Origin of the sequence: Flavobacterium sp. 5 (genome assembly GCF_002813295.1) — a bacterium.
GTDB lineage: Bacteria > Bacteroidota > Bacteroidia > Flavobacteriales > Flavobacteriaceae > Flavobacterium.
The window spans coordinates 4,544,993-4,567,736 of sequence record NZ_PHUE01000001.1; the positions used below are offsets into that span (position 1 = coordinate 4,544,993).

The following is a 22,744-nucleotide window of genomic DNA, read 5'->3' on the forward strand; positions in this document are numbered from 1 at the left end:
TGGAGCTCTATATTCGGAAAAATTTAAGAATTATTTTTTGTTTTTTTTATTTTAGTTTTTAATGAAGTTAATACATTATAGTTATTGTTAGTATGTGCTTTTGAATCAAAAAAACAGATCAAACAAATCAAAGCTAATTTTTAATGAACTTCATACTCGAGCTACCTTTATCTGAATTTATTTTTATGAAATAATTCCCTGTTGTAAGTTTTGAAACATCAATTTTAGAAACCGATTTTGCATTTGGAACTGCAATAACTATTTGACCTATAATATCATAGATGGCTAACGATTTTATTTCTATAGCTCGTGTAGTATTGATATTCAAAATATCATTTGCAGGGACAGGATACACAGTTAAATAATTTGAAAACTCAAAATCCTGAGTGGCTAATGCTGTTTTAAAGGTTGAAGTTGCTTTGTTAGTGAGAATTGGAAAATTATAATCAAAATAAATATTAGCTTCGTTATCAAATGAGTCTCCAGTAACAAGAGTTGGTTTTGTTTTGATTTTAAAAGCAATATAACCGTCATTATTTGCATCGTCAAAAGGAAGATTAATGTTTTCAAAAATAAACTCTACTTTATTTCCTTCAGAAATCTTAGTAATAAATGAATGGCTTGAACTTGTTGGAATTAAAGTCGAAATGTCAAATTTAGATAGATCAATCATATCTTTTACTACAATATTCTGTGCTTGATAAGTTCCTGTATTTTCAAAACGAATCATATAATGAACATACTCTCCGATTAACTCTGGTGTAATGACATCTCCTTCCAAACAAGTTTTGTCATTTGGGTCATATGCCCCTACTACTTTATGATCAAAATAAAAAGTATTATCATTCGTATTCTCATCAGTTTCGGTGGAGTTTATTGTTGCTTTATAACGCAAACTAGCTCCATTTATAATCGCAGGTATTTCCATTGGTCCATTTAAATTTATGGTAAATGTTATCTCACGAGTTTCAAAAGGTTGTAAATTAGAGAAATTCCAAGATAAATTATTTAAGCTTTGACTGGAAACGACTGGACTCGAAATCACCAAATCTAAAATAATATCTTCAAAAGTCAGATTTACCAATCCAGATTGTACAATATTACCTTTGTTTTTATAGATTATTTTATACTTCGCATCAAAGCCTGGTCTAGCCGCTTCTAATGGCATTAAGATGATTTCTAGATCTTTATGAGAATCAATGGGTGCAATACAAAAATCTTGAATAAATGTAGGGATATCTGTTGGAAAGGTAATATTTATGGAGCTTGGAGAAATAGTAAAATATTCAGCATTTTCTAAAATTGGAGTTACCATATAAGTTCCTTCTTTAACTTTTACAGAATAATTACCTGATGTATTAGTAATTACGGTTCCTGTTTCAATTCCGTCTGAAATGCTAAATTTTATATTTGAAGCTGGTAAATCCAAAACATCACAGCCATTTTTATTATTATCTATTCTGTTATTTCCTTGAATAGTAAAGTTTGTTCCTCCATTTTCAAATGAGCAATATCCGCCAACAACACAATTTGTATAGTTGTATCCAGCTATTTTTAGAGAAATCGATTCCAGTTCTCCTTCATCTCCGCAAATGTATTTTAGTTTAGGGCAGTTAGAGAAATTACTGTAATCTGTATGATAATAATTTTGTAATTCAACCTCCAAATAATTTAAATCTTCAACACTACCATTTTTTAGATTTATAGATTCTAAATTTGGACAACTAGATACATTAGCTCCTTTGAGTTTATTTGAATTGCTTAAGTCTAAAGAATGTATTGAAGTATCCCCTAACCATAATATTTCCAGATTAGGCAATTGAGATAAATCAATAAATTCAATTGGGTTTTTCCCACCATCCAAATCAGTTATTTTGGGAGAATTTTTAAAAGTAATAGTTTCAATATTATTATCAAAAAAACTTAAATATAGTAGTTCTGATAGTCCTGTAAGATCAAGTGTGGTTATCTTATTTTCAAATAAATTCAATAAATATAGATTTGATAATCCATTTAAATCTACATTTGTTAGTAAATTTGATGAGCAGTCTAGATCTTGTAAATTGATATTTTTATTTAAATCTATATTTGTTAATTTATTATTGTAGCAATCAATTGACGTTAGGGAAGTTAATCCGCTAATATCTAAGTTAGTTAAAATATTTTCGTTGCAAACTATGCTATGCAGATTTGATAATCCCACTAAATTTAAATCAGAAATTTTATTTTTACCACAATCTAAACTTATAAGTTCATTATTTCCTTTAACATCTAATAATGATAAATTATTATTGTTACAATTTAAATTATTTAGACTCAAATGATTTGATATATTTAGACTTGCTAATTTGTTGTTGGAACAGTCTAAATCCTTGAGATCATTTAAACTTAAAGTTAAACTTTCTAGTTGATTATAACTGCAATCTAGATATTTAAGCAATAACAAAGTGTTTACATCCAAATTTGCTAATTCATTTCCTTGACAATTTAATGAGGTTAGATTTGTAAAATTTTCAATTCCACTTAAACTAGAAATTCCTGACCCAATAAGTACCAATTTATCAACATTTAATGCTTCACTTACTTCTATTTCTCCATCGTTATTTGCATCAACCTTAAATGGACTACCATCTGTATTTATAGTAATATAAATATCAGTATCAGCCTTTAACAATTTAGCTTTAAAAGTTGCATCTAGAAAATTTATAATCTGCGCGTTCAAACCATTAAAAAAACAAAAAGCCAATATCAAAAAGTAGATTTTTTTCATAAATAAATTTTTAGAAAACAAATGTAAACTTTTAAAATTGTCAAACGCTTTTTCTTGTTAAAATAAATAAAAAAAGTCATAAAAAAAGCCCCGCAATTTGCGAGGCTTCTATATTCAAAAAATCTAAGAATTATTTTTTCTCTGATTTTTCCATTTTAGCTTTCAATGCAGCTAATACATCATTGTTATCTCCTAAAGTTGCAGCTGGTGCGTTTGTAGTAGATGCAGATGAAGTATTTTCAGTTGCAGTTTTCACATTTTTCTCTTCTTCTTCACGGAAGATAGCAGTGTGAGAAGCAACTACTCTTTTGAATTCTTTGTTGAATTCAATTACTTTAAATTCAGCAGTATCACCTTTTTTCAATTTTTTACCGTCTTCTTTTTCAAGGTGACGAGTAGGAATGAAAGCAACGATATCTTCTCCGAATTCTACAGTAGCTCCTTTGTCAACGATTTCAGAGATTTCACCTGAGTGGATAGTTCCAACTGCGAATGAATCTTCGTATTGATCCCAAGGATTAGCAGTAGTTTGTTTGTGACCTAAAGATAATTTACGTCCATCAACATCTAATTCTAATACAACTACGTCTAATTTTTCACCAACATTTACAAATTCAGATGGGTGTTTGATTTTCTTAGTCCAAGAAAGGTCAGAAATGTAGATTAATCCATCAATTCCTTCTTCTAATTCTACGAAAATACCAAAGTTTGTAAAGTTTCTAACGATACCTGTATGTTTAGAACCTACTGGGTATTTAGAAGTGATATCAGTCCATGGATCTTGAGTTAATTGTTTGATACCTAATGACATTTTACGGTCATCTCTATCTAAAGTTAAGATAACAGCTTCAACAACATCTCCAACTTTCACGAAATCTTGAGCAGAACGTAAATGAGTAGACCATGACATTTCAGAAACGTGGATTAAACCTTCAACACCTTCAGCAACTTCGATGAAAGCACCGTAATCAGCTATTACAACTACTTTACCGTTTACTTTATCACCAATTTTTAAATCAGCATTTAAAGCATCCCATGGGTGAGCGTTTAATTGTTTCAATCCTAATTGAATTCTTGTTTTCTCATCATCGAAATCAAGGATTACAACGTTTAATTTTTGGTCTAATTCAAGAACTTCACTTGGGTGGTTGATTCTACTCCAAGAAAGGTCAGTAATGTGAATTAATCCATCAACACCACCTAAGTCAATAAACACACCATAAGAAGTAATGTTTTTAACAACACCTTCTAATACTTGTCCTTTTTGTAATTGACCGATGATTTCTTTTTTCTGTACTTCAATATCAGCCTCGATAAGCGCTTTATGAGATACAACAACATTTTTGAATTCGTGGTTGATTTTCACAACTTTAAATTCCATCATTTTGTTTACGTAAACATCATAATCTCTAATTGGTTTAACATCAATTTGAGATCCTGGTAAGAATGCTTCAATTCCGAAAACATCAACGATCATACCACCTTTAGTTCTGCATTTTACAAAACCATTAACGATTTCACCTGTTTCGTTTGCAGCAATAACTCTATCCCATGATTTGATAGTACGTGCTTTTCTGTGAGATAATACTAATTGACCAGTTTTGTCCTCACGGATGTCAATTAATACTTCAACTTTATCACCTACTTTTAATGCTGGGTTATAACGGAATTCATTTAATGAAATAACACCTTCCGATTTTGCGTTGATATCAACGATAACGTCTCTATCTGTAATTCTAACAACTACTCCTTCTACTACTTCTTCTTGATCTGTAGCGATGAAAGTTTTTGATACTAGTTCTTCGAATTCTAATAAGTTTTTCTCATCTACTGCATCGATACCTTCTTCGAAGTTATGCCAGTTAAAATTTGCTAAAAACTCTTCTTGTGATTTTAATTGTTCAGACATGCTGATAAAAAATTTGTATTCTGTTTATCTTGAGTTTCTTAAAGTGATAGAAAAAACAGAAGTTGTTTTACATAAATAGTTGATACCTAAAGGAAACTCTTCTCTGCCAAAAGGTGTGCAAAATTAATTCTTTTATATAACATGGCAAAATATTTATAACAAGATATTTACAACTATTACAAAAAGAACCCAAAAAAAGGCTTAGAAGCGAATGATAAGGCATATTTGTTGGGAAAGTTCCCGCTGTCATTCCTAATCTTTTTATTTTTGAAAAAAAATAAAAAGGATATTCCCTTCCATCGGGGCTAGATAGATTTAATTGTGGTTTATCTGCTAAAAAAAATCCCAACAAATAACTGTTAGGATTGATTTATTTTTTCTGAAGAAATATAATTTTAATGATTCAATATTTCCACTTCATTTGGATTATGCTCGTGTTTGAATAAGATAGCAAATGCAATTGCAATAATTAATGAATAAATAGCAAATGCTAGCCAAATCTGATGCCAATCCTTCATCATAATTACGTGATGTAAAACTCCATCAGTAGCTGAATTTCCTTGTCTATTTATAAATTCCAACATTTTAGAATTAGTAACATCGGTATGTAAAAAAGAAGCCAAATCACTCGTAGTACTAAAAGACTTTGTAAAAAAACGGTCAATCGCCCATCCCGAAGTAAAACTACCTAATATCGCTCCTACTCCATTAGTCATCATCATAAACAATCCTTGCGCTGAAGAACGATTTGTATTATCAGTATTAGTTTCTACAAATAAAGAACCAGAAATATTAAAGAAATCAAAAGCCATTCCGTAAACAATACAAGAAAGGATAATCATCCACAAACCATCTGCTGGATTTCCAAAAGAAAATAATCCAAAACGCAATACCCAAGCCAGCATACTGATTAGCATTACTTGTTTGATACCAAAACGTTTCAGGAAAAATGGAATTGCCAATATAAACAACGTTTCTGAAATCTGAGAAATAGACATAATAATAGTTGAATACTTAACTACAAACGAATCAGCATAGATTGGAAAATGTTTAAATTCATCCAGAAAAACATCTCCGTAAGCATTTGTCAACTGTAAAGCACCACCCAAAAACATTGAAAAAATAAAGAATAAAGCCATTTTGTAATTAACAAATAATTTGAACGATCCTAAACCCAAAGTATCAATCAATGATGCATTTTCTTTAATTAAACGTTGTGGTTTACACGCGGGCAGTGTAAATGCATAAATTCCTAAAATAATTGCCGAAATACCAGCGATATAAAATTGATAAGATGTTGCTTTATTTCCGGTCAAATTGACAATCCACATGGCAACTATAAAACCAATCGTTCCAAATACGCGAATAGGTGGAAAGCTTTTAACGACATCCAATCCGTTTGTTTTTAATGCATTATAAGAAATAGAATTACTTAAAGCGATTGTTGGCATGTAAAAACACATTGCTAAAAGCATCACATAGATAAAGCTATTTGGAGTGGTAACTTCAGGGAGATAAAACAAAACACCTGCATATAAAATCTGAAGTATTCCATATAATCTTTCGGCATTTACCCATCTGTCGGCAATAATACCAGCAATTGTCGGCATAAATAAGGAAGCGATTCCCATGGTTCCAAAAACTAAACCAAATTGAGTTCCTTCCCAATTTTTGGTTCCAAACCAATAATTTGCAATTGTAATCAACCAAGCTCCCCAAACAAAAAATTGAAGGAAGCTCATTATTATTAGTCTATTTTTAATTCCCATAAGATGATTTGTGTTTTTTGTTTTTAATAAATTCGGAGGCTGTAAATCTACTATTTAAAATAAGATTACCAAAAAAATTATAAAGTATTAATAACCTCATTTACCAACTCAAGAACGGCATCAAATTGTTCTTTTCGATCTAAATAAGAGTTATCTATTTCAATAGCGTCATCAGCCATAACCAATGGAGAATCTTCCCTATGAGTGTCAATATAATCTCTTTCAACTACGTTTTTTAAAACCTCTTCATAAGACACTTCATCTCCTTTTGCTTGTAATTCATCAAAACGTCTTTGGGCACGGGTATCAGCGCCAGCGGTCATGAAAATTTTGAGTTCGGCAGTAGGAAAAACAACCGTACCAATATCTCTGCCATCCATTACAATTCCTTTTGCTGCACCCATTTCTTGTTGCTGTTCTACTAGTTTGTGACGTACTTCTGATATAGCGGCAACGGTACTTACAAAACTAGAAACTTCTAAAGTTCTGATTGTAGTCTCAACATTCACATCGTTCAAATACATTTCAGCAAAACCTAAATCTGCATTAAATACAAAATGCAAGCGTACTAAAGGCAAGCTGTTTATTAATTTTTCTTTGTCCAAAAAATCAGCGCCGATACATTTGTTTTCCATAGCATACAAAGCTACTGCTCGGTACATAGCGCCAGTATCTACGTATACATATCCCAAATGTTTAGCCAATTGTTTTGCCAATGTACTTTTTCCTGTAGATGAAAATCCATCTATTGCTATGATTATTTTTTTCATGCTTTTTAATTTAGTGTACGAATTATTATTTCCGTCTTTATTCTTTTCTCAAATATAAAATCATTCTCCAAAATTAATTACCAATCCAAACAAACTCGTATTTCCTGCCAAAGTATATTTAGAATAGGAGTAATTTAATTTTAATTTATTCAGTTTAAGTCCAAAGCCCAATGAAAGTCCTGAGAAATTCCGTTGATCTTGAATTTGTAATTCAGTGCCTCTTCTAAAATTGTATCCTAATCTAATATTAAAGGCTTTTTTAGGGAAAAGTTCTGCACCCAAAATCATGTGACGAAGAGCATTGTTAAAAAACGATACTTTTTCTTCGGTAACAGTGCCATCAATCGAAGTTTGTGAATTAACAGGATTTGAAAAAGACAAATTCCATTGTTGTAGATTTTCAACAGTTAAGTGCCAGCGTAAAGGCACATGTTCTAGTTCTTGAGAAACACCTGCGATAATTTCAAAAGGCAGTTGTTCTCTCGTTCCGTCGTAGGTGGTGAATTGTGTTCCAATATTCATTAGGGTTAAAGCCCAATTTACATCGTTTTTTTCATCAATATACACCATACCTAAATCTACTGCTGCTCCAAAAGAGTTATAGCTTTCTAATGTAGATTCTATAAATTTTGCATTAGCTCCTATATGAATGTCTGTGTATGGAATATTGTAAGCGTAGCCCAGAGAAAGTGCTATTTCACTTCCTGTAAATGAGGAAGTTGGTAATCCGTTTTCATCATATCCATCAAATTTCCCATAATTGATGTAATTGATGCCTGCTTGAAATGTTTGCAAATGCTGATCGTAAGTGTAAGCGTAAGAAGCGGTTCCATAAGTAACCTCTTGGTAATAATTACCATAATTTAAAGACAAATGATTGTCCATTTCTTCATTGATTGATGCAGGATTAAAAAGTGCCTGATTGACATCTTCATCATAAATGGTAATTGTTTTTCCTCCCAATGCAGCTTGTCTTGGTGAAGTAATCAAATTTAAAAACTCATAAGTGTACTTCCCTCCTATTTGTCCGTATGAAACAGAACAAATTAAGAGCAAATAATAAATTATAAGTTTTTGGGACATATAATGTTTAAAAGTAAGTTTGGAATTCCAAGTGTCAAACTTACAAAAATAAGAGCTAATAAATGGCTATAAATAAAATTCTGGTAGAGAAAATAATCAGATCTAAATCTAAAAATAAATTCCAAATTTCAATAACACCGATTTGATTCGGGATCGAAATTTGGAATTTAAAATATTAAACGATTCAGATTTATTTTAAATCTTTTGCATTTTTGACTTTGTCTTTTGTAATGGCTAATTCTAATACTTCGCTCATTTCTTTTACATAGTGAAAACTAAGACCTTCTAAGTATTCAGCTTTAATTTCATCAATATCACTTTTGTTTTCATGACATAAGATGATTTCTTTGATATTGGCTCTTTTGGCAGCTAATATTTTTTCTTTAATACCTCCTACAGGCAAAACTTTTCCTCTCAAAGTAATTTCTCCTGTCATGGCTAAGTTTTTCTTCACTCTTTTTTGAGAAAGTAAAGAAACTAAAGATGTCAGCATCGCAATACCAGCACTAGGACCATCTTTTGGAGTAGCTCCTTCTGGTACGTGTAAATGGATGTTGTATTTAGTTAATACTTCAGGATTTAATCCTAATAATTCAGCATTAGCTTTAATATATTCTAAAGCAATTGTTGCCGATTCCTTCATTACAATACCTAGATTTCCAGTAATTGTCATTGAACCTTTTCCTGGTGAAAGAAGTGATTCAATAAATAAAATATCTCCGCCTACACTTGTCCAGGCAAGGCCAGTTACAACACCAGCAACTTCATTGTTTTCGTACTTGTCTCTTTCTAATCTTGGAACGCCAAGAACTTTGATAATATCTTCGTCAGTTACTTTTTTATTGTATTCTTCATCCATTGCTACTGATTTGGCAGCATTACGAACGATTTGAGCAATTTTATTTTCTAATCCGCGAACTCCAGATTCACGTGTATAGCCTTCGACGATTTTCTCCAATTGTTTTTTACCAATAGTCAAATCTTTAGCTTTTAATCCATGGGCAGTCAATTGTTTTGAGAACAAATGTTTTCTGGCAATTTCAACTTTTTCTTCAATAGTGTATCCAGACATTTTAATAACTTCCATTCTGTCAATCAATGCAGGCTGGATAGCTGACATGTTATTTGAAGTTGCTATAAACATCACTTTAGATAAATCATAACCCATTTCAAGGAAATTGTCATAAAAAGCATTGTTTTGTTCAGGATCTAAAACCTCTAATAATGCAGATGATGGATCGCCGCTATGACTAGACGATAATTTATCAATTTCATCCAAAACAAATACTGGATTAGATGTTCCAGCTTTTTTTAAACTCTGAATAATACGTCCTGGCATAGCACCAATATAGGTTTTTCTATGTCCGCGGATTTCAGCTTCATCACGTAAACCACCTAAAGAGATACGTACATATTCTCTGCCCAATGCTTCTGCAACAGATCGGCCAATAGAAGTTTTACCAACTCCTGGAGGTCCTGTTAAACAAATAATTGGTGATTTCATGTCGTTTCTTAATTTAAGAACGGCCAAATGTTCAATCATTCTCTTTTTGACATCTTCTAGACCAAAATGATCTTTGTCTAATATTTTTTGAGCATGTTTTAAGTCAAAATTATCTTTAGAATAATCGCTCCAAGGCAAATCTAAAAACAATTCTAAATAATTTCTCTGAATTCCAAAATCAGGAGCTTGCGGATTCATTCTGCGCATTTTCGACAATTCTTTTTCAAAATGTGTCTGCGTTTTTTCATCCCAATTTTTGGTTTTAGCCTTCAAGCTCATTTCGTCAATCTCTTCCTCATGTGAAACGCCTCCCAATTCTTCTTGGATGGTTTTCATTTGCTGATGCAGGAAATATTCTCTTTGCTGTTGGTCTAAATCAAAACGGACTTTGGATTGGATATCATTTTTGAGCTCTAGTTTTTGCAGCTCCACATTCATGTAACGAAGCGTTTCTAAAGCACGCTCTTTTAATCCATTGATAGATAACAAGTCTTGTTTTTCCTTAACAGATAAATTCATGTTGGAAGAAACAAAATTGATCAAGAACGAAGGACTTCCAATGTTTTTAATAGCAAAAGTAGCTTCTGTTGGAATATTTGGGCTTTCGCTGATAATTTTAACAGCTAATTCTTTTACGGAATCAATAATAGCATTGAATTCAGTATCTTTTTTAGCTGGTCTTTTTTCAGGAACTTCTTTGATTTTTGCTTTCAAATAAGGTGAATCCGATACTACTTCGTCAATTTCGAAACGCTTTTTCCCTTGAAGAATAACGGTTACATTCCCATCGGGCATTTTTAAAACACGAAGAATACGGGCTACAGTTCCAACTTTATTGATATCATCAAATGTAGGATCTTCATCATCTTCGTTGATTTGAGCCACTACTCCAATTACTTTTCCATCAGCATTGGCGTCGTTAATCAATTTTATCGATTTATCTCTCCCTGCCGAAATTGGGATAACAACTCCTGGAAACAAAACAGTATTTCGTAAAGGTAAAATTGGTAAAAATTCCGGTAATTCTTCATTATTCATTTCTTCCTCATCCTCAGGAGTCAATAATGGAATTAATTCGGCTTCCGAATCAAATTCTTGAAGTGACAGATTGTCAATAGTAAGTATTTTATGATTTGACATAGTAGTATTTAAGTCTTTTTGTCATTAATTTTTTAGATAGGAACGCAAATATAAGGTATCACAACAATATTTTAAACTAATATTGATGTATAAATACATTAAAATATATGAGCCTTAATAAGGCAATCATTATGCCAAAATCAAGACTATTTCAAATTCTTGCATTAATTTGATATTGCAGTTTTATGTTATACTTAATTAAATAGAATTAAGTTTTTTTGTTTTAAAGTAAAAATTATTACTGTTTGTGTTTCAATCTTGGCATTAGAAAACCTAAGATTATTCAGAGTTCCGATCGTATTAGTCTTTAAAAGTGAAAAAAAATTAAACTAATTTTATAAAACTGTAACAAACCAAAAATATTCATGTCTTTACTATAAATCATTACTATTTAATTGAATCTGACCCATCAAAATATCGAAGAATTAATTACGCTTTGCAAAGAGAATAATCAGAAAGCACAATTTGAGATTTATAATCGCTATTGCAAGGCGATGTATAATGTGGCCTATAGAATTGTGAAAGATGAGCATTTTGCCGAAGACGTTATGCAGGAAGGCTTTTTGAAAGCATTTACTAAAATAAATGATTTCAAACAAGAAGTTGCCTTTGGCGCATGGCTGAAGCGAATAATAGTGAATTACAGCATCGATTTTTACAAAAAAAACAATCAATTTAAAACAGAAGATTTCGAAAAAACGCTGTATAAACTAGAAGAAAACGACAATGATGGAAAAGAAGAGTTAGATTTTAATGATTTAAAAGTCAAGCAGATTTTGGAGACAATTCAGTCCTTGAAATACAATTACAGTATGGTTTTAACTCTATTTTATATAGAAGGTTATGATCAGGAAGAAATAAGTGAAATTCTTAAAATTAGTTACGCCAATTGTCGAACAACTTTAAGCAGAGCTAAAGAAAGTTTAAGAAAAAAATTAAATGAGTTATGAAGAATGAAAATGAAAAATTAGATCAATTATTTGAAAATTTAGAAAATCAATGGGATATTCAGGAAATGGATAATCAACATTTAGATCGGTTTTCAAAGAAAATGGTTCTTAAAAAGAAAAAAAGAAATTACAGTTTTTTCTATGCTGTTGCTGCTTCAGTGGTTGTTTTATTAAGTATTACATTGTTTTATACAAATAATGATAAACCAAGAGAATTGAAATTTGCTTCCAAAGAAACAAAACAAACCGATTCAATTTTTACTGTTTTGATTAGAAATGAATTAGAAAAAGTTAAAGAGAAAAAATCTCCAGAAAATGAAAAAATTATAAATGATGCATTAAAACAAATGAAATCGCTAGATAGCGATTATGAAAAAATAGTGCATGAATTGGAAGTAAACGGAGAAAGTAAACCAATTATTTATGCCATGATTAGTAACCTTCAAACTCGGATTTCGTTTTTGCAAAATGTATTGCAACGTATTGAAGAAACTGAAAAATTTAAAAACTTAAACGATGAAAAAACAATTTAAAATATTCTTTATTCTTTTTATAATTCCTATTTTGGGATTTTCAAATGATGATTTTAACTATTCAAAGCAAAAAACAATCAGTAAGGCTTATGTAGTAAATAGTGACGCTGGTATCAATATAGACAATTCTTATGGTAACATTTTTGTAACCACTTGGAACGAAGACAAAATTGAAATCGAAGTATTAATTAAGGTTAGTGGTGATAACGAAAGATGGGTAAACCAAAGAATTGATGCAATTGATGTTAATTTTATAGCATTGAAAAGTATGGTTACTGCTAAGACAGTTTTTGAAAATAACGTTTCAAGAAACAATGGAAAAAACAATAATTTCCAAATTAATTATACTATTAAAATGCCTAAAAATGGAAGTGTAACACTAAACAATAAATACGGAGGTATTAGTACAACTGATCTGTTTTCCAGTACTGATATTACTTGTAAATATGGTAAAATTAATTTAGGAAGTCTCAACGGGAATAATAATAAAATCGAAATTGGATACTGTTCTAAGTCAGAAATTGAGTACTTAAAATATGGTGCTGTAATTTCAAAATATTCAGGATTAAAAGTCGTAAAAGTTGCTAAAATTGATTTAGTTTCTGATTACTCAGAAATAGAAATTGAAGAGGGTAATGATGTGAAATACAATAGTAAATATGGGAGTGTAAAAATTGACAAAGTAAATTCACTAGATGCTAATGGTAATTATTTGACAATTGATATCGGTTCAATTTCCAATCAATTAAAATTATATACTAAATACAGTAATGTTTCTATCGATGCTATTCAGCCCAAAGCAAATAATGTTACGATTGTTGCTGGTTATACAGGAGTTGATATTGGCTTTCAATCTAATTATGTTTTTGATTTTGATGTGTCTGTAAAGTATGGTGACTTTAAATATGACAATGAACTGACAGTTAATTCCAAAGAAGAGACCAATTACACTAAAAGAGTTAGTGGTTATTTTAAGAAAAAAGGAGAAAATAAAATTACAATTACTTCCGATTATGGTAATGTTAAATTGTATAAAAATGATGTTCAAAAATAGTTTCAATCACAAAAATCAATTAAAAAATGAAAAAATCACTTCAATTAATCATTTCAGGAGCTTTCTTTATAACAAATATGGGATATGCTCAATGGACTAAAATCAAAGGAAATGGAAAAGTAATAACTGAAAACCGATCTACTGTTGGATATGATGAAGTCAACGTATCTGGTTTTTTTGATGTAGTATTGGTATCTGGCAAAGAAGGTGCAATAACGATTAAAGGAGAAGAAAATCTTTTACCATATGTCAAGGTTGAAGTAAAAGATAATGTTTTACATATTTATACTGAAAAAAATATAAATATTAGTACCAAAGAAAATCTAATTTTGACAGTACCTTTTGAAGAAATTAGTGCTGTTTCACTTTCTGGATCAGGAGATGTTAGCAGTAAAAATACTATTGTTGCTACAACTTTCAAAACTAAATTGTCGGGTTCTGGGGATTTAACTTTGGATGTTAAAGCAACAGATTTTGAAGCTAATCTTAGTGGATCAGGAGATGTTGTTTTAACGGGTAATTCAGATACTTTTACTTCTAAAATTTCGGGTTCAGGTGATGTAGACGCAGTAAATTTAATTACAAAAAAAGCAAATGTGACTATTTCAGGATCTGGTGATATGAAAGTAAATTGCAGCGATAGTTTATATGCTAGAGTTTCAGGTTCTGGAGATATCGCTTACAAAGGTAATCCTGAATCTAAAGATACCAAAGTCAATGGTTCTGGTGAAATTTCAAAAATATAATTCGTAATTTTTTTAATTTATTTACAAAAATCGGTATTTAAGATTTCATAATCTTAAATACCGATTTTTGTTAAACGAACTTATTAATGCTCAAGTATACTTTGAACTTTTGACAATCCATTAGTTTGTTAGTTTTTTGATACGGCGTCATTTTTTGGTACTCTTCTCAAAAGCAAAATTCCAATAACAAAGAATACTGCCAAAAAGACAATAGCTAATCTTGGGCTTCCAGTAATTTGATCAATAATACCATAAACGCACATCCCTATTACAATCCCAATTTTTTCAGTAACATCATAAAAACTAAAAAATGAAGCTGTGTCCTCTGTCTCAGGTAATAATTTTGAATAGGTTGAACGCGATAATGCTTGGATTCCTCCCATTACAAGTCCAACCAATGCTGCCATTACATAAAATTCGTTAGGAGTAGTTATAAAATAGGCAGTAGAACAAAGTGCTACCCAGATACAATTAATTACAATAAGAGTTGGTATATTTCCGAATTTAGCAGAAGCTTTTGACGTTATAATCGCACCACAAACTGCCACTAATTGAATTAATAAAATACATATAATCAATCCTGTTTGACTTTGACTTGGCGACTCCCATGCAATTTCTTGAGAACCAAAATAGGTAGCAATTAACATCACAGTTTGAACGGCCATACTGTAAACAAAAAAGCTCGTTAAATATCTTTTTAATGGAATGTTGGTATCTAATAGTTTCCAAACCTTTTTTAATTCATTAAAACCATTAAAAATAACTGCTTTAGTAACTTTTTGTTTTTCAGTTTTATTTCCTTTTGGTAAAAAATAATAAGTGTATTGACTGAAGAGTATCCACCAAATTCCAACCATTACAAAAGAATAGCGCATGGCTTTCATAGCTGCTTCCCCTTTAGTACCCGAAATACCAAAAGTATCAGGAAACATGACCATTCCTAAATTTACAATTAATAATATTACACTACCAATATAGCCAAGGGAATATCCTTTGGCACTTACAGCATCTTGTTGCTCTGGGTAAGCGATATCAGGTAAATAAGAATTATAGAAAACTAAACTACCCCAAAAACCAATTAAACCTAAAAAGTAAAAAAGCAATCCGACGTAAATATTTTCTAAACTAAACCAGTTTAAACCAATACAAGAAATGGCTCCCATGTAACAAAAGAATTTCATGAAGGATTTTTTATTTCCAACATAATCGGCAATTCCTGATAATAAAGGTGAAATAATAGCAACCATCAAAAAAGCTGCAGCAGTAACAAAACTAATTAATGCTGAATTTTTTAAGGTCATACCAAATACATCAATATAGAGATGATCTTTAGGAAATAAAGCTAAATAAAATAATGGAAATATAGCTGTGGAAATTACCAATGGGTAAACGGAATTAGCCCAATCGTAAAATGCCCAAGCGTTTAATAATTTTTTACTGCCTTTTGCTAAATCTGCCATGTTTTCTTTTTTTATACTGCGAATTTATTTCTTTTTTAAATCGGAATAACAGCAAATGACATTTTTTCATAAATTATTTTTTAATGCTAAATTTATGGCACCATCGTTTATAGTAGAACTAGTTTTTTAAAGTAGAATCTGGACCAAAAAAAAGCTATTCCTTTTATTGAATAGCTTAATAATAAAAATAATTTAATCAATTTTATTTGGAAGCATTAACCTTTGCTGCAATAGATCTTGCGTCTGGAATCAAAGCTTTTAAATTTGCCATTCTTGTAGCATCAGAAGGGTGAGTGCTTAGGAATTCTGAGGGTGCACTTCCTCCTGATTGTGTTGCCATTCTTTGCCAAAAAATAATGGCCTGATCTGGGTTATAGCCTGCGATAGTCATTAAAATAAGCCCGATTTTATCAGCTTCAGTTTCCTGACTTCTACTAAACGGAAGCATTACTCCTACTTGGGATCCTAAACCATAATATTGCTGCCACATTTGTTGTTTTTCAGAACTCTGCTGACCAGTGGCAACAGCCACTCCTACTGCACCTAATTCTTGTAATTGGGAAGCGCTCATTCTTTGTGCTCCATGATTTGCTAATGCATGAGAAACCTCATGCCCTAAAACTGTTGCGAGACCTGCTTCATCTTTTGTTATGGGTAAAATTCCTGAATAGACAACGATTTTTCCTCCAGGCATACACCATGCATTAACTTCTTTACTTTCAATTAATTTATATTCCCATTGATACCCATTTAAGTATTGGGTTTGCCCGAGATATCTTGAATATTTTTCTGCAGCGGCTCTAATTTTTGATCCAACTACTTCTACTGTTCTAGCTTCTGCTGTTCCTGAAATTATTTTATTTTCTTTTAAGAAAGTTCCATATTGTTGAAATGAAGATGGAAATAATTCACTGTTGGATACAAAATTAAGTTCTTTTTTTCCTGTGATAGGATTTGTGGCACAAGAATAAAAAACACCAAGTATCCCTAATCCTATTAATAAAATTTTTTTCATGATTTTTCAATTTAATATTACTACAAAATTGCAATTTTTTAAAGACTGCCTATTTATATAATTAAATTTAAAAGTATCAACTTTTTAGTATTTTTATAAATTAAAAACACCAATTAAAGTAGTGCTAGTTTTAAAAAAAACAACTATTTTAATTGGTGTAAATTCAATTTAAATTTAGGAAATTTTGAATACTGTAACGCTTAAAGGAGGAAGTAATAAAGCAGTTGAATATTCTTTTCCATCATATGGATTGTTTTCAATACTTAGTTTTTTTGAGTTTTTCACTCCACTACCTCCAAAATCCTCTGAATCGCTATTAAATATTTCTACCAATTTTCCTGTTTTTGGTAGGCCTATTCTATAATTTTCTCTTACTACTTGAGTAAAATTAAGGACAATAATTAAATCATCTTTTGGATCATTTCCTTTTCTAATATAAGACATCACTGCGTTCTCATGATCTGAATAATTAATCCATTCAAAACCCTCTGGACTAAATTGTTTTTCATGTAAAGCAGGTTCCGTTTTGTATAGTTTATTAAGCTTTGTGATGGTTAATTTTATTCCGTTATGAAAAGAATATTGCAACAAGTGCCAATCTAAGCTGCTCTGAAAATTCCATTCGCTACTTTGTCCAAATTCAGAACCCATAAATAATAATTTAGTTCCTGGATGGGTAAACATATATCCATAAAGTAATCGCAGATTAGCAAATTTTTGCCACTCGTCTCCTGGCATTCTTCCTGCAATAGATTTTTTTCCGTAAACTACTTCATCATGTGATAGCGGTAACATGAAATTTTCTGTATAGGTATAAGTCATAGAAAAAGTCAAGTCATTTTGATGGTATTTTCTATAAACAGTTTCTTTTTGGAAATATTCTAAAGTATCGTGCATCCAACCCATCATCCATTTCATGCCAAAACCTAATCCTCCAGCAAATGTTGGTCGGGATACCATTGGGAATGATGTGCTTTCTTCAGCTATAGTTTGTACTCCTTCATAATTTGCATAAACAGCTTCGTTGAAATCTTTTAAAAAGCTAATGGTATCTAAGTTTTCTCTTCCTCCAAATTCATTAGGCTCCCACTCCCCTTCATTTCTGGAATAATCTAAGTAAAGCATAGAAGCAACTGCATCTACTCTAAGTCCATCAATATGATAATGTTGTAACCAAAATAACGCATTACTAATTAAGAAGGAACGAACTTCATTTCGACCATAATTAAAAACTAGACTTTTCCAATCTGGATGATATCCTTTTTTACGATCTGGGTGTTCAAATAAATTAGAACCATCAAAAAAACCTAACCCATGAGCGTCTTCAGGAAAATGTGAAGGTACCCAGTCTAAAATTACTCCAATACCGGCCTGATGTAATTTATCTACAAGCACCATAAAATCCTGAGGGTTTCCAAAACGGGATGTTGGAGCAAAATACCCTACTAATTGATAACCCCATGATGGATCATAAGGATATTCCATAATTGGCATAAATTCTACGTGAGTAAAACCAGTTTCTTTTACATATTTTACTAGATCCTCTGCATATTCTAAATAGGTTAAAAAACGATTTTCTTCTCCATGTCTTTTCCAGGAGCCTAAATGTACTTCGTAAACTGAATAGGGTTTATCTAGATCATTGTGCTCTTTTCGAGTTTGCATCCATTTTTTGTCTTTCCATTTGTAGTCAAGATCCCAAACAACAGAAGCAGTATGTGGTGGTTTTTCACAGTAAAAAGCAAATGGATCAGCTTTTTCAGTAATAATTCCGCCATTGTTTGATTGTATTTTGTATTTATAAGTTGTTCCTTGTTCAATTCCTGGAATAAACCCTTCCCAGATCCCTGAGGAATCCCATCTAACTTGCAATGCATGTTCTCCTTGAATCCAGTAATTAAAATCACCAACAACAGAAACCGTTCTTGCTGATGGAGCCCATACAGCAAAATATACTCCTTTTACTCCATCGACTTCGATTAGATGTGCACCTAATTTTTCGTAAAGTCTAAAATGTTTACCTGCTTTAAATAAATCAATATCAAAATCTGTAAAAAGCGAATAGGTTTGTACTTTGTTCATTTTTATGTTTTATTTTTTCTTGTGAAATTGTAATTAACTATTTTTATTAAAATCCATTATACTGGCTATTCCAGTCAAAGGAATTACGGACCATCTTGGTCTGGAATTTAATTCATAGCCTAATTCATATATTGCTTTTTCCAAAAGACAATATTTTAATAAAAAATCTATTTCTTTTCGGTAGCCAATATTTAAGTTACCCCCTTGTGCAATTTCTGTATAAGTGTTTAGAAATACGCCAACAAAATATTTATATAAAATTTCTCCAGCTTGAAATAGCTCTTCTTGTTCATACGGATATTTTTCATTGCTATTGAAAATAGTTGCATATATAGCATAATGAAAAGACCGAAACATCCCAGCTACATCTTTCAAAGGTGGCTGCTTTACTTTTCGATCACGAATTGTACTTTCAGGTTCCCCTTCAAAATCCAAAATGTAAAAATCATCACCATTCACTAAAACCTGTCCCAAATGATAATCTCCATGAATACGGATGCGTTCTGATTTCATTTGTGTCCAGTCAAAATCAAGAAAAACTTTTCTAATTTCTTTTTTATTATCCAAAAATTGATTGGCGAGTTCTAATGCTAATCCATCCAATTTATGCAAATTATTTTCTAAAATATTCAATCTATTTTGAAACTGATACGTTAATCTGTTTTTTAGCCAAACTGAATAATCACCATTATAGGTAAGTGGTGTGAATGCTGTTTCATGGATGTCACTGCCTAAAGCAATATGCATTTCGGCTGTTCGAGTAGCTAAAGTTTTGATTTTCTGGAAAATACTCAGTCCAGCCCAATCAATAATCTCATGGGGAACATCGTTTAATTTTAATCGTTTGAATAATTCAATATCCGGAAGTTTAGCAATTGAAATTTTTTTAGTACTCAAATTTTCGAAAATTCGATCTACCTCTTCCAACATATATTTCCATGCATCACCTTGATTAGGAACCAATTCTTGCATTAATCCAAGAGTAATATTTCCATCAGAAGATTCAATACTGATACTTCCGGTATAAGAAGGGGAATGATCAAAATTCATCCTTTCAGTAAGAAAACGACTTATTTCATAGTCTGGATTCATGCTGATATATATTCTTCTAAATATTTTGAGAACTAAGTCATCATTGAATATTATTGATGTATTACTTTGTTCTACTCCCATAAAATGAGATGAAATATATTCTTTGGCATGTAATGCTTTCCCTTTATGAAATTTCACGTTTGAATCTTCATTCTTTTTGGAATGAATAATTTTATCGAAAAGCAATTTTCTAAAATCTTCCTGATGTAAAGCATCGACAAGGTACCCTTCTTGCTCGTTCATTACTATTGGAGCAATTACAGTATTGGTATCTAGATCCTCTTCAGACATAAAAGCCAGCGGCATAAAATAGTGCTGGTAAAAGGCTTCTTTAAAATTAACTTCTAATAAAACACCGTAATATGTATTGTCATTTGAATTGATTTTAAATGAATGTACAACTTCAATATATTTTAAGGTACTGGCTTTTCCACCGTACCATCTTTTATTGATAATGTAATTTTCTAAAATATCGGAGGCAAAAATTTTAATAAAACTCTCGTCTTCAAAAGCATCACTCCAATTGGTATGAAACACAAATGGATTTTGATATTCGGCTTCGTTAATTTTATCAACCATTATTTCTGGATTTTAAAAAGATGAAAAGGTAATTCTGGAGGGAGTTCTACATAATTCCATTCATTATCCCATGAATAGGTGTTTCCTGTAATCAAATCGTTTATTTGTATACTATGGCTTCCAATTTTGTCCAAAGGTAATCTTACTGATGCGCTGCTGGTATTATAGGGATCTAAGTTAACAATCATTATTGTTTCGTCTTGTTTGTCATCATCAAATTTATAATATGCTATTATTTGATCATTATTAGTTTCACAAAAAACGATGTTATTAGTTTGTTGCAATGATAAATGCTCCCTTCTAAGGAAATTAATGCGGGTAATAAGAGTAATTAGTTTATTTTGGATACTCCAATCCCATTTGTAACATTCATATTTTTCAGAATGCAAATATTCTTCTTTTCCAGGAGCCATCGGTGTGCTAACCATGTACTCGAAAACGGGGCCATAAATTCCAACATTTGAACTTAATGTTGCTGCAAGAAAATATTTTTGTAAATGCACTGACTCATTGCCATTTTGCAAAGCAAATGGGTTGATGTCTGGTGTATTTGGCCAAAAATTAGGCCTGTAAAATTCCTTTTGTTCGGTTTGAGTTAATTCTTCAACATATTCTGTTAATTCCTGTTTAGAATTTCTCCATGTAAAATAAGAATAAGACTGGCTAAAACCTTGTTTTGCCAATTCATTCATGATTTTGGGACGCGTAAAGGCTTCTGCCAAAAATAATACATCTGGGTGCTTTTTCTTTATTTCAGCGATTAGCCAACCCCAAAAATAAAAGGGTTTTGTGTGTGGATTATCAACTCTGTAAATTTTAATATTACATTCTTCAATCCAAAATAAAGCAACATCCAGCAATTCTTTCCATAAGTTTTTCCAATCAGAGCTCTCAAAATATATTGGTTGAATATCTTGGTATTTTTTAGGAGGGTTTTCAGCATATTGAACTGTTCCATCTGGTCTCCATTTAAACCATTGAGGAAAATCTTTTACATACGGATGATCTGGAGCTGCTTGCAAAGCATAATCCATAGCTACTTCAATTCCTAAATCTTGCGCTTTTTGAACTAATTCTTTAAAATCTTCTATTGTGCCTAATTCGGGATGAGTGGATTTATGACCTCCATGATGAGAACCAATTCCCCAAGGAGAACCAACGTCTCCATATTCGGCATTTGTACTATTGTTTTTTCCCTTTCGGTTTACTTCTCCAATTGGATGAATTGGAGGAAAATAAAGTGTGTCAAATCCCATTTCTGCAACTCTGGGAAGTAATTTTTCGCAATCTTTAAACGTTCCATGTTTGCCTTCTTCAGATGAAGTTGAGCGCGGAAAAAATTCATACCAAGTACTGAATAAAGCTTTTTTTCTATCTACATATATTTGTAAATCAATTGACTTGTTTTCTAAAAAACGGATAGGATATTTTTTAAAAATTTGAATTAATTCTTCTGATTTTGTTTCTCTAACGGCATTATCATATTCTGATTCTGTAGTGAAATAATAATGCAATCTATTAAGGTATTCATTTTCAGAACCTTCAACACTATTCAGAATTGCTTGGATATATTCGGCTCCTTCAAGTAATTCTGATTTCACATATTGATTGTCATTAATTTTGCGTTCAGTACCATGTTGCCAATTTAGAGCATAATCTACCCAACCTTCAACAAAATAAGTATAAGTCCCTTGTTTTTCAACTTGAAATTCCGTCACCCATTCATCATTTTGGGTAGGCTTCATTCTAACTTCTTGCCATTTTTTTTCTGATTCATGCTTGAATTTTACACAGCATTCCACAACATCGTGTCCATCTGAAAAAACTTCAGCAGTTACAACAATTTTTTGGCCAACAATCCTTTTAATAGCAAAGCTGCCACTATTGAGTTGTGGTAAAACATTTTCTATAATTATACGTGTCTGATTTTGCATAGTATTAGTTAAATTGAATATGAAAATTAGTAAATATTAAAGGTTTATAGAAACTAATTTTAAGAAATACAAATAATCTATTAATTGGCTTCATTACTGATTATTTGTTATGAATAATAAATTAAATGACGTTATTGAGTGATATTTTTTTTGCATTAGTAGTCAATAAAAACAATTACTTTTTTAAATAATGGCAATCGGTCTTTCATTACAATTGAATTTTTTCTTTTTTTTAGTAAATCAATCAAATCAATTGAAAAAAAAATAAGTTGGTTTTTATAAATAAAATTAAGTTCCTTACAATTCTAAAAACTTATAATTGCTAATTACACCAAATCGAAAGTAGATTTTAAT

The 22,744-nt window shown here is 31.1% G+C and carries 15 protein-coding genes; 4 read left to right on the forward strand and 11 right to left on the reverse strand.

All coding sequences use genetic code 11. The features are described 5' to 3' along the window. Positions 1–133 precede the first annotated feature (133 nt). From CLU82_RS19055 to lon, 6 genes are all read right to left on the reverse strand, one after another. Entirely contained in the window at positions 134–2,770 is a 2,637-nt protein-coding gene (locus tag CLU82_RS19055) for a T9SS type A sorting domain-containing protein (protein WP_100844592.1), read from the reverse strand. A 130-nt stretch (positions 2,771–2,900) separates the two neighbouring features. Beyond that, complete coding sequence (gene rpsA, locus CLU82_RS19060; RefSeq protein ID WP_100844593.1) at positions 2,901–4,679, reverse strand: 30S ribosomal protein S1; 1,779 nt, start codon at positions 4,677–4,679, stop codon at positions 2,901–2,903. 395 nt (positions 4,680–5,074) lie between these two features. Further along, positions 5,075–6,448 (reverse strand): nucleoside permease, encoded by a 1,374-nt coding sequence (locus CLU82_RS19065; RefSeq protein WP_100844594.1) that lies wholly within the window; start codon positions 6,446–6,448, stop codon positions 5,075–5,077. 77 nt (positions 6,449–6,525) lie between these two features. Beyond that, on the reverse strand, positions 6,526–7,218 hold the full coding sequence (gene cmk, locus CLU82_RS19070; RefSeq protein ID WP_100844595.1) for a (d)CMP kinase: 693 nt from the start codon (positions 7,216–7,218) through the stop codon (positions 6,526–6,528). Positions 7,219–7,278: 60 nt separating this feature from the next. Next, on the reverse strand, positions 7,279–8,301 hold the full coding sequence (porQ, locus tag CLU82_RS19075) for a type IX secretion system protein PorQ (protein WP_100844596.1): 1,023 nt from the start codon (positions 8,299–8,301) through the stop codon (positions 7,279–7,281). 190 nt (positions 8,302–8,491) lie between these two features. Continuing rightward, positions 8,492–10,945, reverse strand: coding sequence for an endopeptidase La (lon, locus tag CLU82_RS19080; RefSeq protein WP_100844597.1), 2,454 nt, complete (start codon positions 10,943–10,945; stop codon positions 8,492–8,494). 395 nt (positions 10,946–11,340) lie between these two features. Between lon and CLU82_RS19085 the strand changes: the two genes are divergently transcribed. The 4 genes from CLU82_RS19085 to CLU82_RS19100 are packed head-to-tail and all read left to right on the forward strand — an operon-like array spanning position 11,341 to position 14,228. Beyond that, the gene (locus tag CLU82_RS19085; protein ID WP_100844598.1) at positions 11,341–11,895 is read left to right on the forward strand and encodes an RNA polymerase sigma factor; all 555 of its coding nucleotides are present in this window, start codon (positions 11,341–11,343) and stop codon (positions 11,893–11,895) included. Continuing rightward, entirely contained in the window at positions 11,892–12,428 is a 537-nt protein-coding gene (locus CLU82_RS19090; protein WP_100844599.1) for an anti-sigma factor, read from the forward strand. Before CLU82_RS19085 ends, CLU82_RS19090 begins: the two co-directional genes overlap by 4 nt. Next, the gene (locus CLU82_RS19095; RefSeq protein WP_100844600.1) at positions 12,412–13,482 is read left to right on the forward strand and encodes a hypothetical protein; all 1,071 of its coding nucleotides are present in this window, start codon (positions 12,412–12,414) and stop codon (positions 13,480–13,482) included. The genes CLU82_RS19090 and CLU82_RS19095 overlap by 17 nt, the downstream gene beginning before the upstream one ends. A gap of 26 nt (positions 13,483–13,508) precedes the next feature. Further along, the gene (locus CLU82_RS19100) at positions 13,509–14,228 is read left to right on the forward strand and encodes a head GIN domain-containing protein (RefSeq protein WP_100844601.1); all 720 of its coding nucleotides are present in this window, start codon (positions 13,509–13,511) and stop codon (positions 14,226–14,228) included. Between the two features lie 128 nt (positions 14,229–14,356). Here CLU82_RS19100 and CLU82_RS19105 read toward each other — a convergent pair whose 3' ends face one another. From CLU82_RS19105 to CLU82_RS19125, 5 genes are all read right to left on the reverse strand, one after another. Further along, a complete protein-coding gene (locus CLU82_RS19105; protein WP_100844602.1) occupies positions 14,357–15,688 on the reverse strand; it encodes an MFS transporter in 1,332 nt (443 codons plus the stop codon). A 202-nt stretch (positions 15,689–15,890) separates the two neighbouring features. Beyond that, positions 15,891–16,703 (reverse strand): M48 family metallopeptidase, encoded by an 813-nt coding sequence (locus CLU82_RS19110; protein ID WP_100844603.1) that lies wholly within the window; start codon positions 16,701–16,703, stop codon positions 15,891–15,893. Positions 16,704–16,877: 174 nt separating this feature from the next. Continuing rightward, entirely contained in the window at positions 16,878–18,785 is a 1,908-nt protein-coding gene (gene glgB / locus CLU82_RS19115; RefSeq protein ID WP_100844604.1) for a 1,4-alpha-glucan branching protein GlgB, read from the reverse strand. Between the two features lie 33 nt (positions 18,786–18,818). Beyond that, positions 18,819–20,456, reverse strand: a complete 1,638-nt coding sequence (locus tag CLU82_RS19120) for a trehalose synthase (protein ID WP_100844605.1) — start codon at positions 20,454–20,456, stop codon at positions 18,819–18,821. Then, on the reverse strand, positions 20,456–22,390 hold the full coding sequence (locus CLU82_RS19125) for an alpha-1,4-glucan--maltose-1-phosphate maltosyltransferase (protein ID WP_100844606.1): 1,935 nt from the start codon (positions 22,388–22,390) through the stop codon (positions 20,456–20,458). Before CLU82_RS19125 ends, CLU82_RS19120 begins: the two co-directional genes overlap by 1 nt. Positions 22,391–22,744 lie beyond the last annotated feature (354 nt).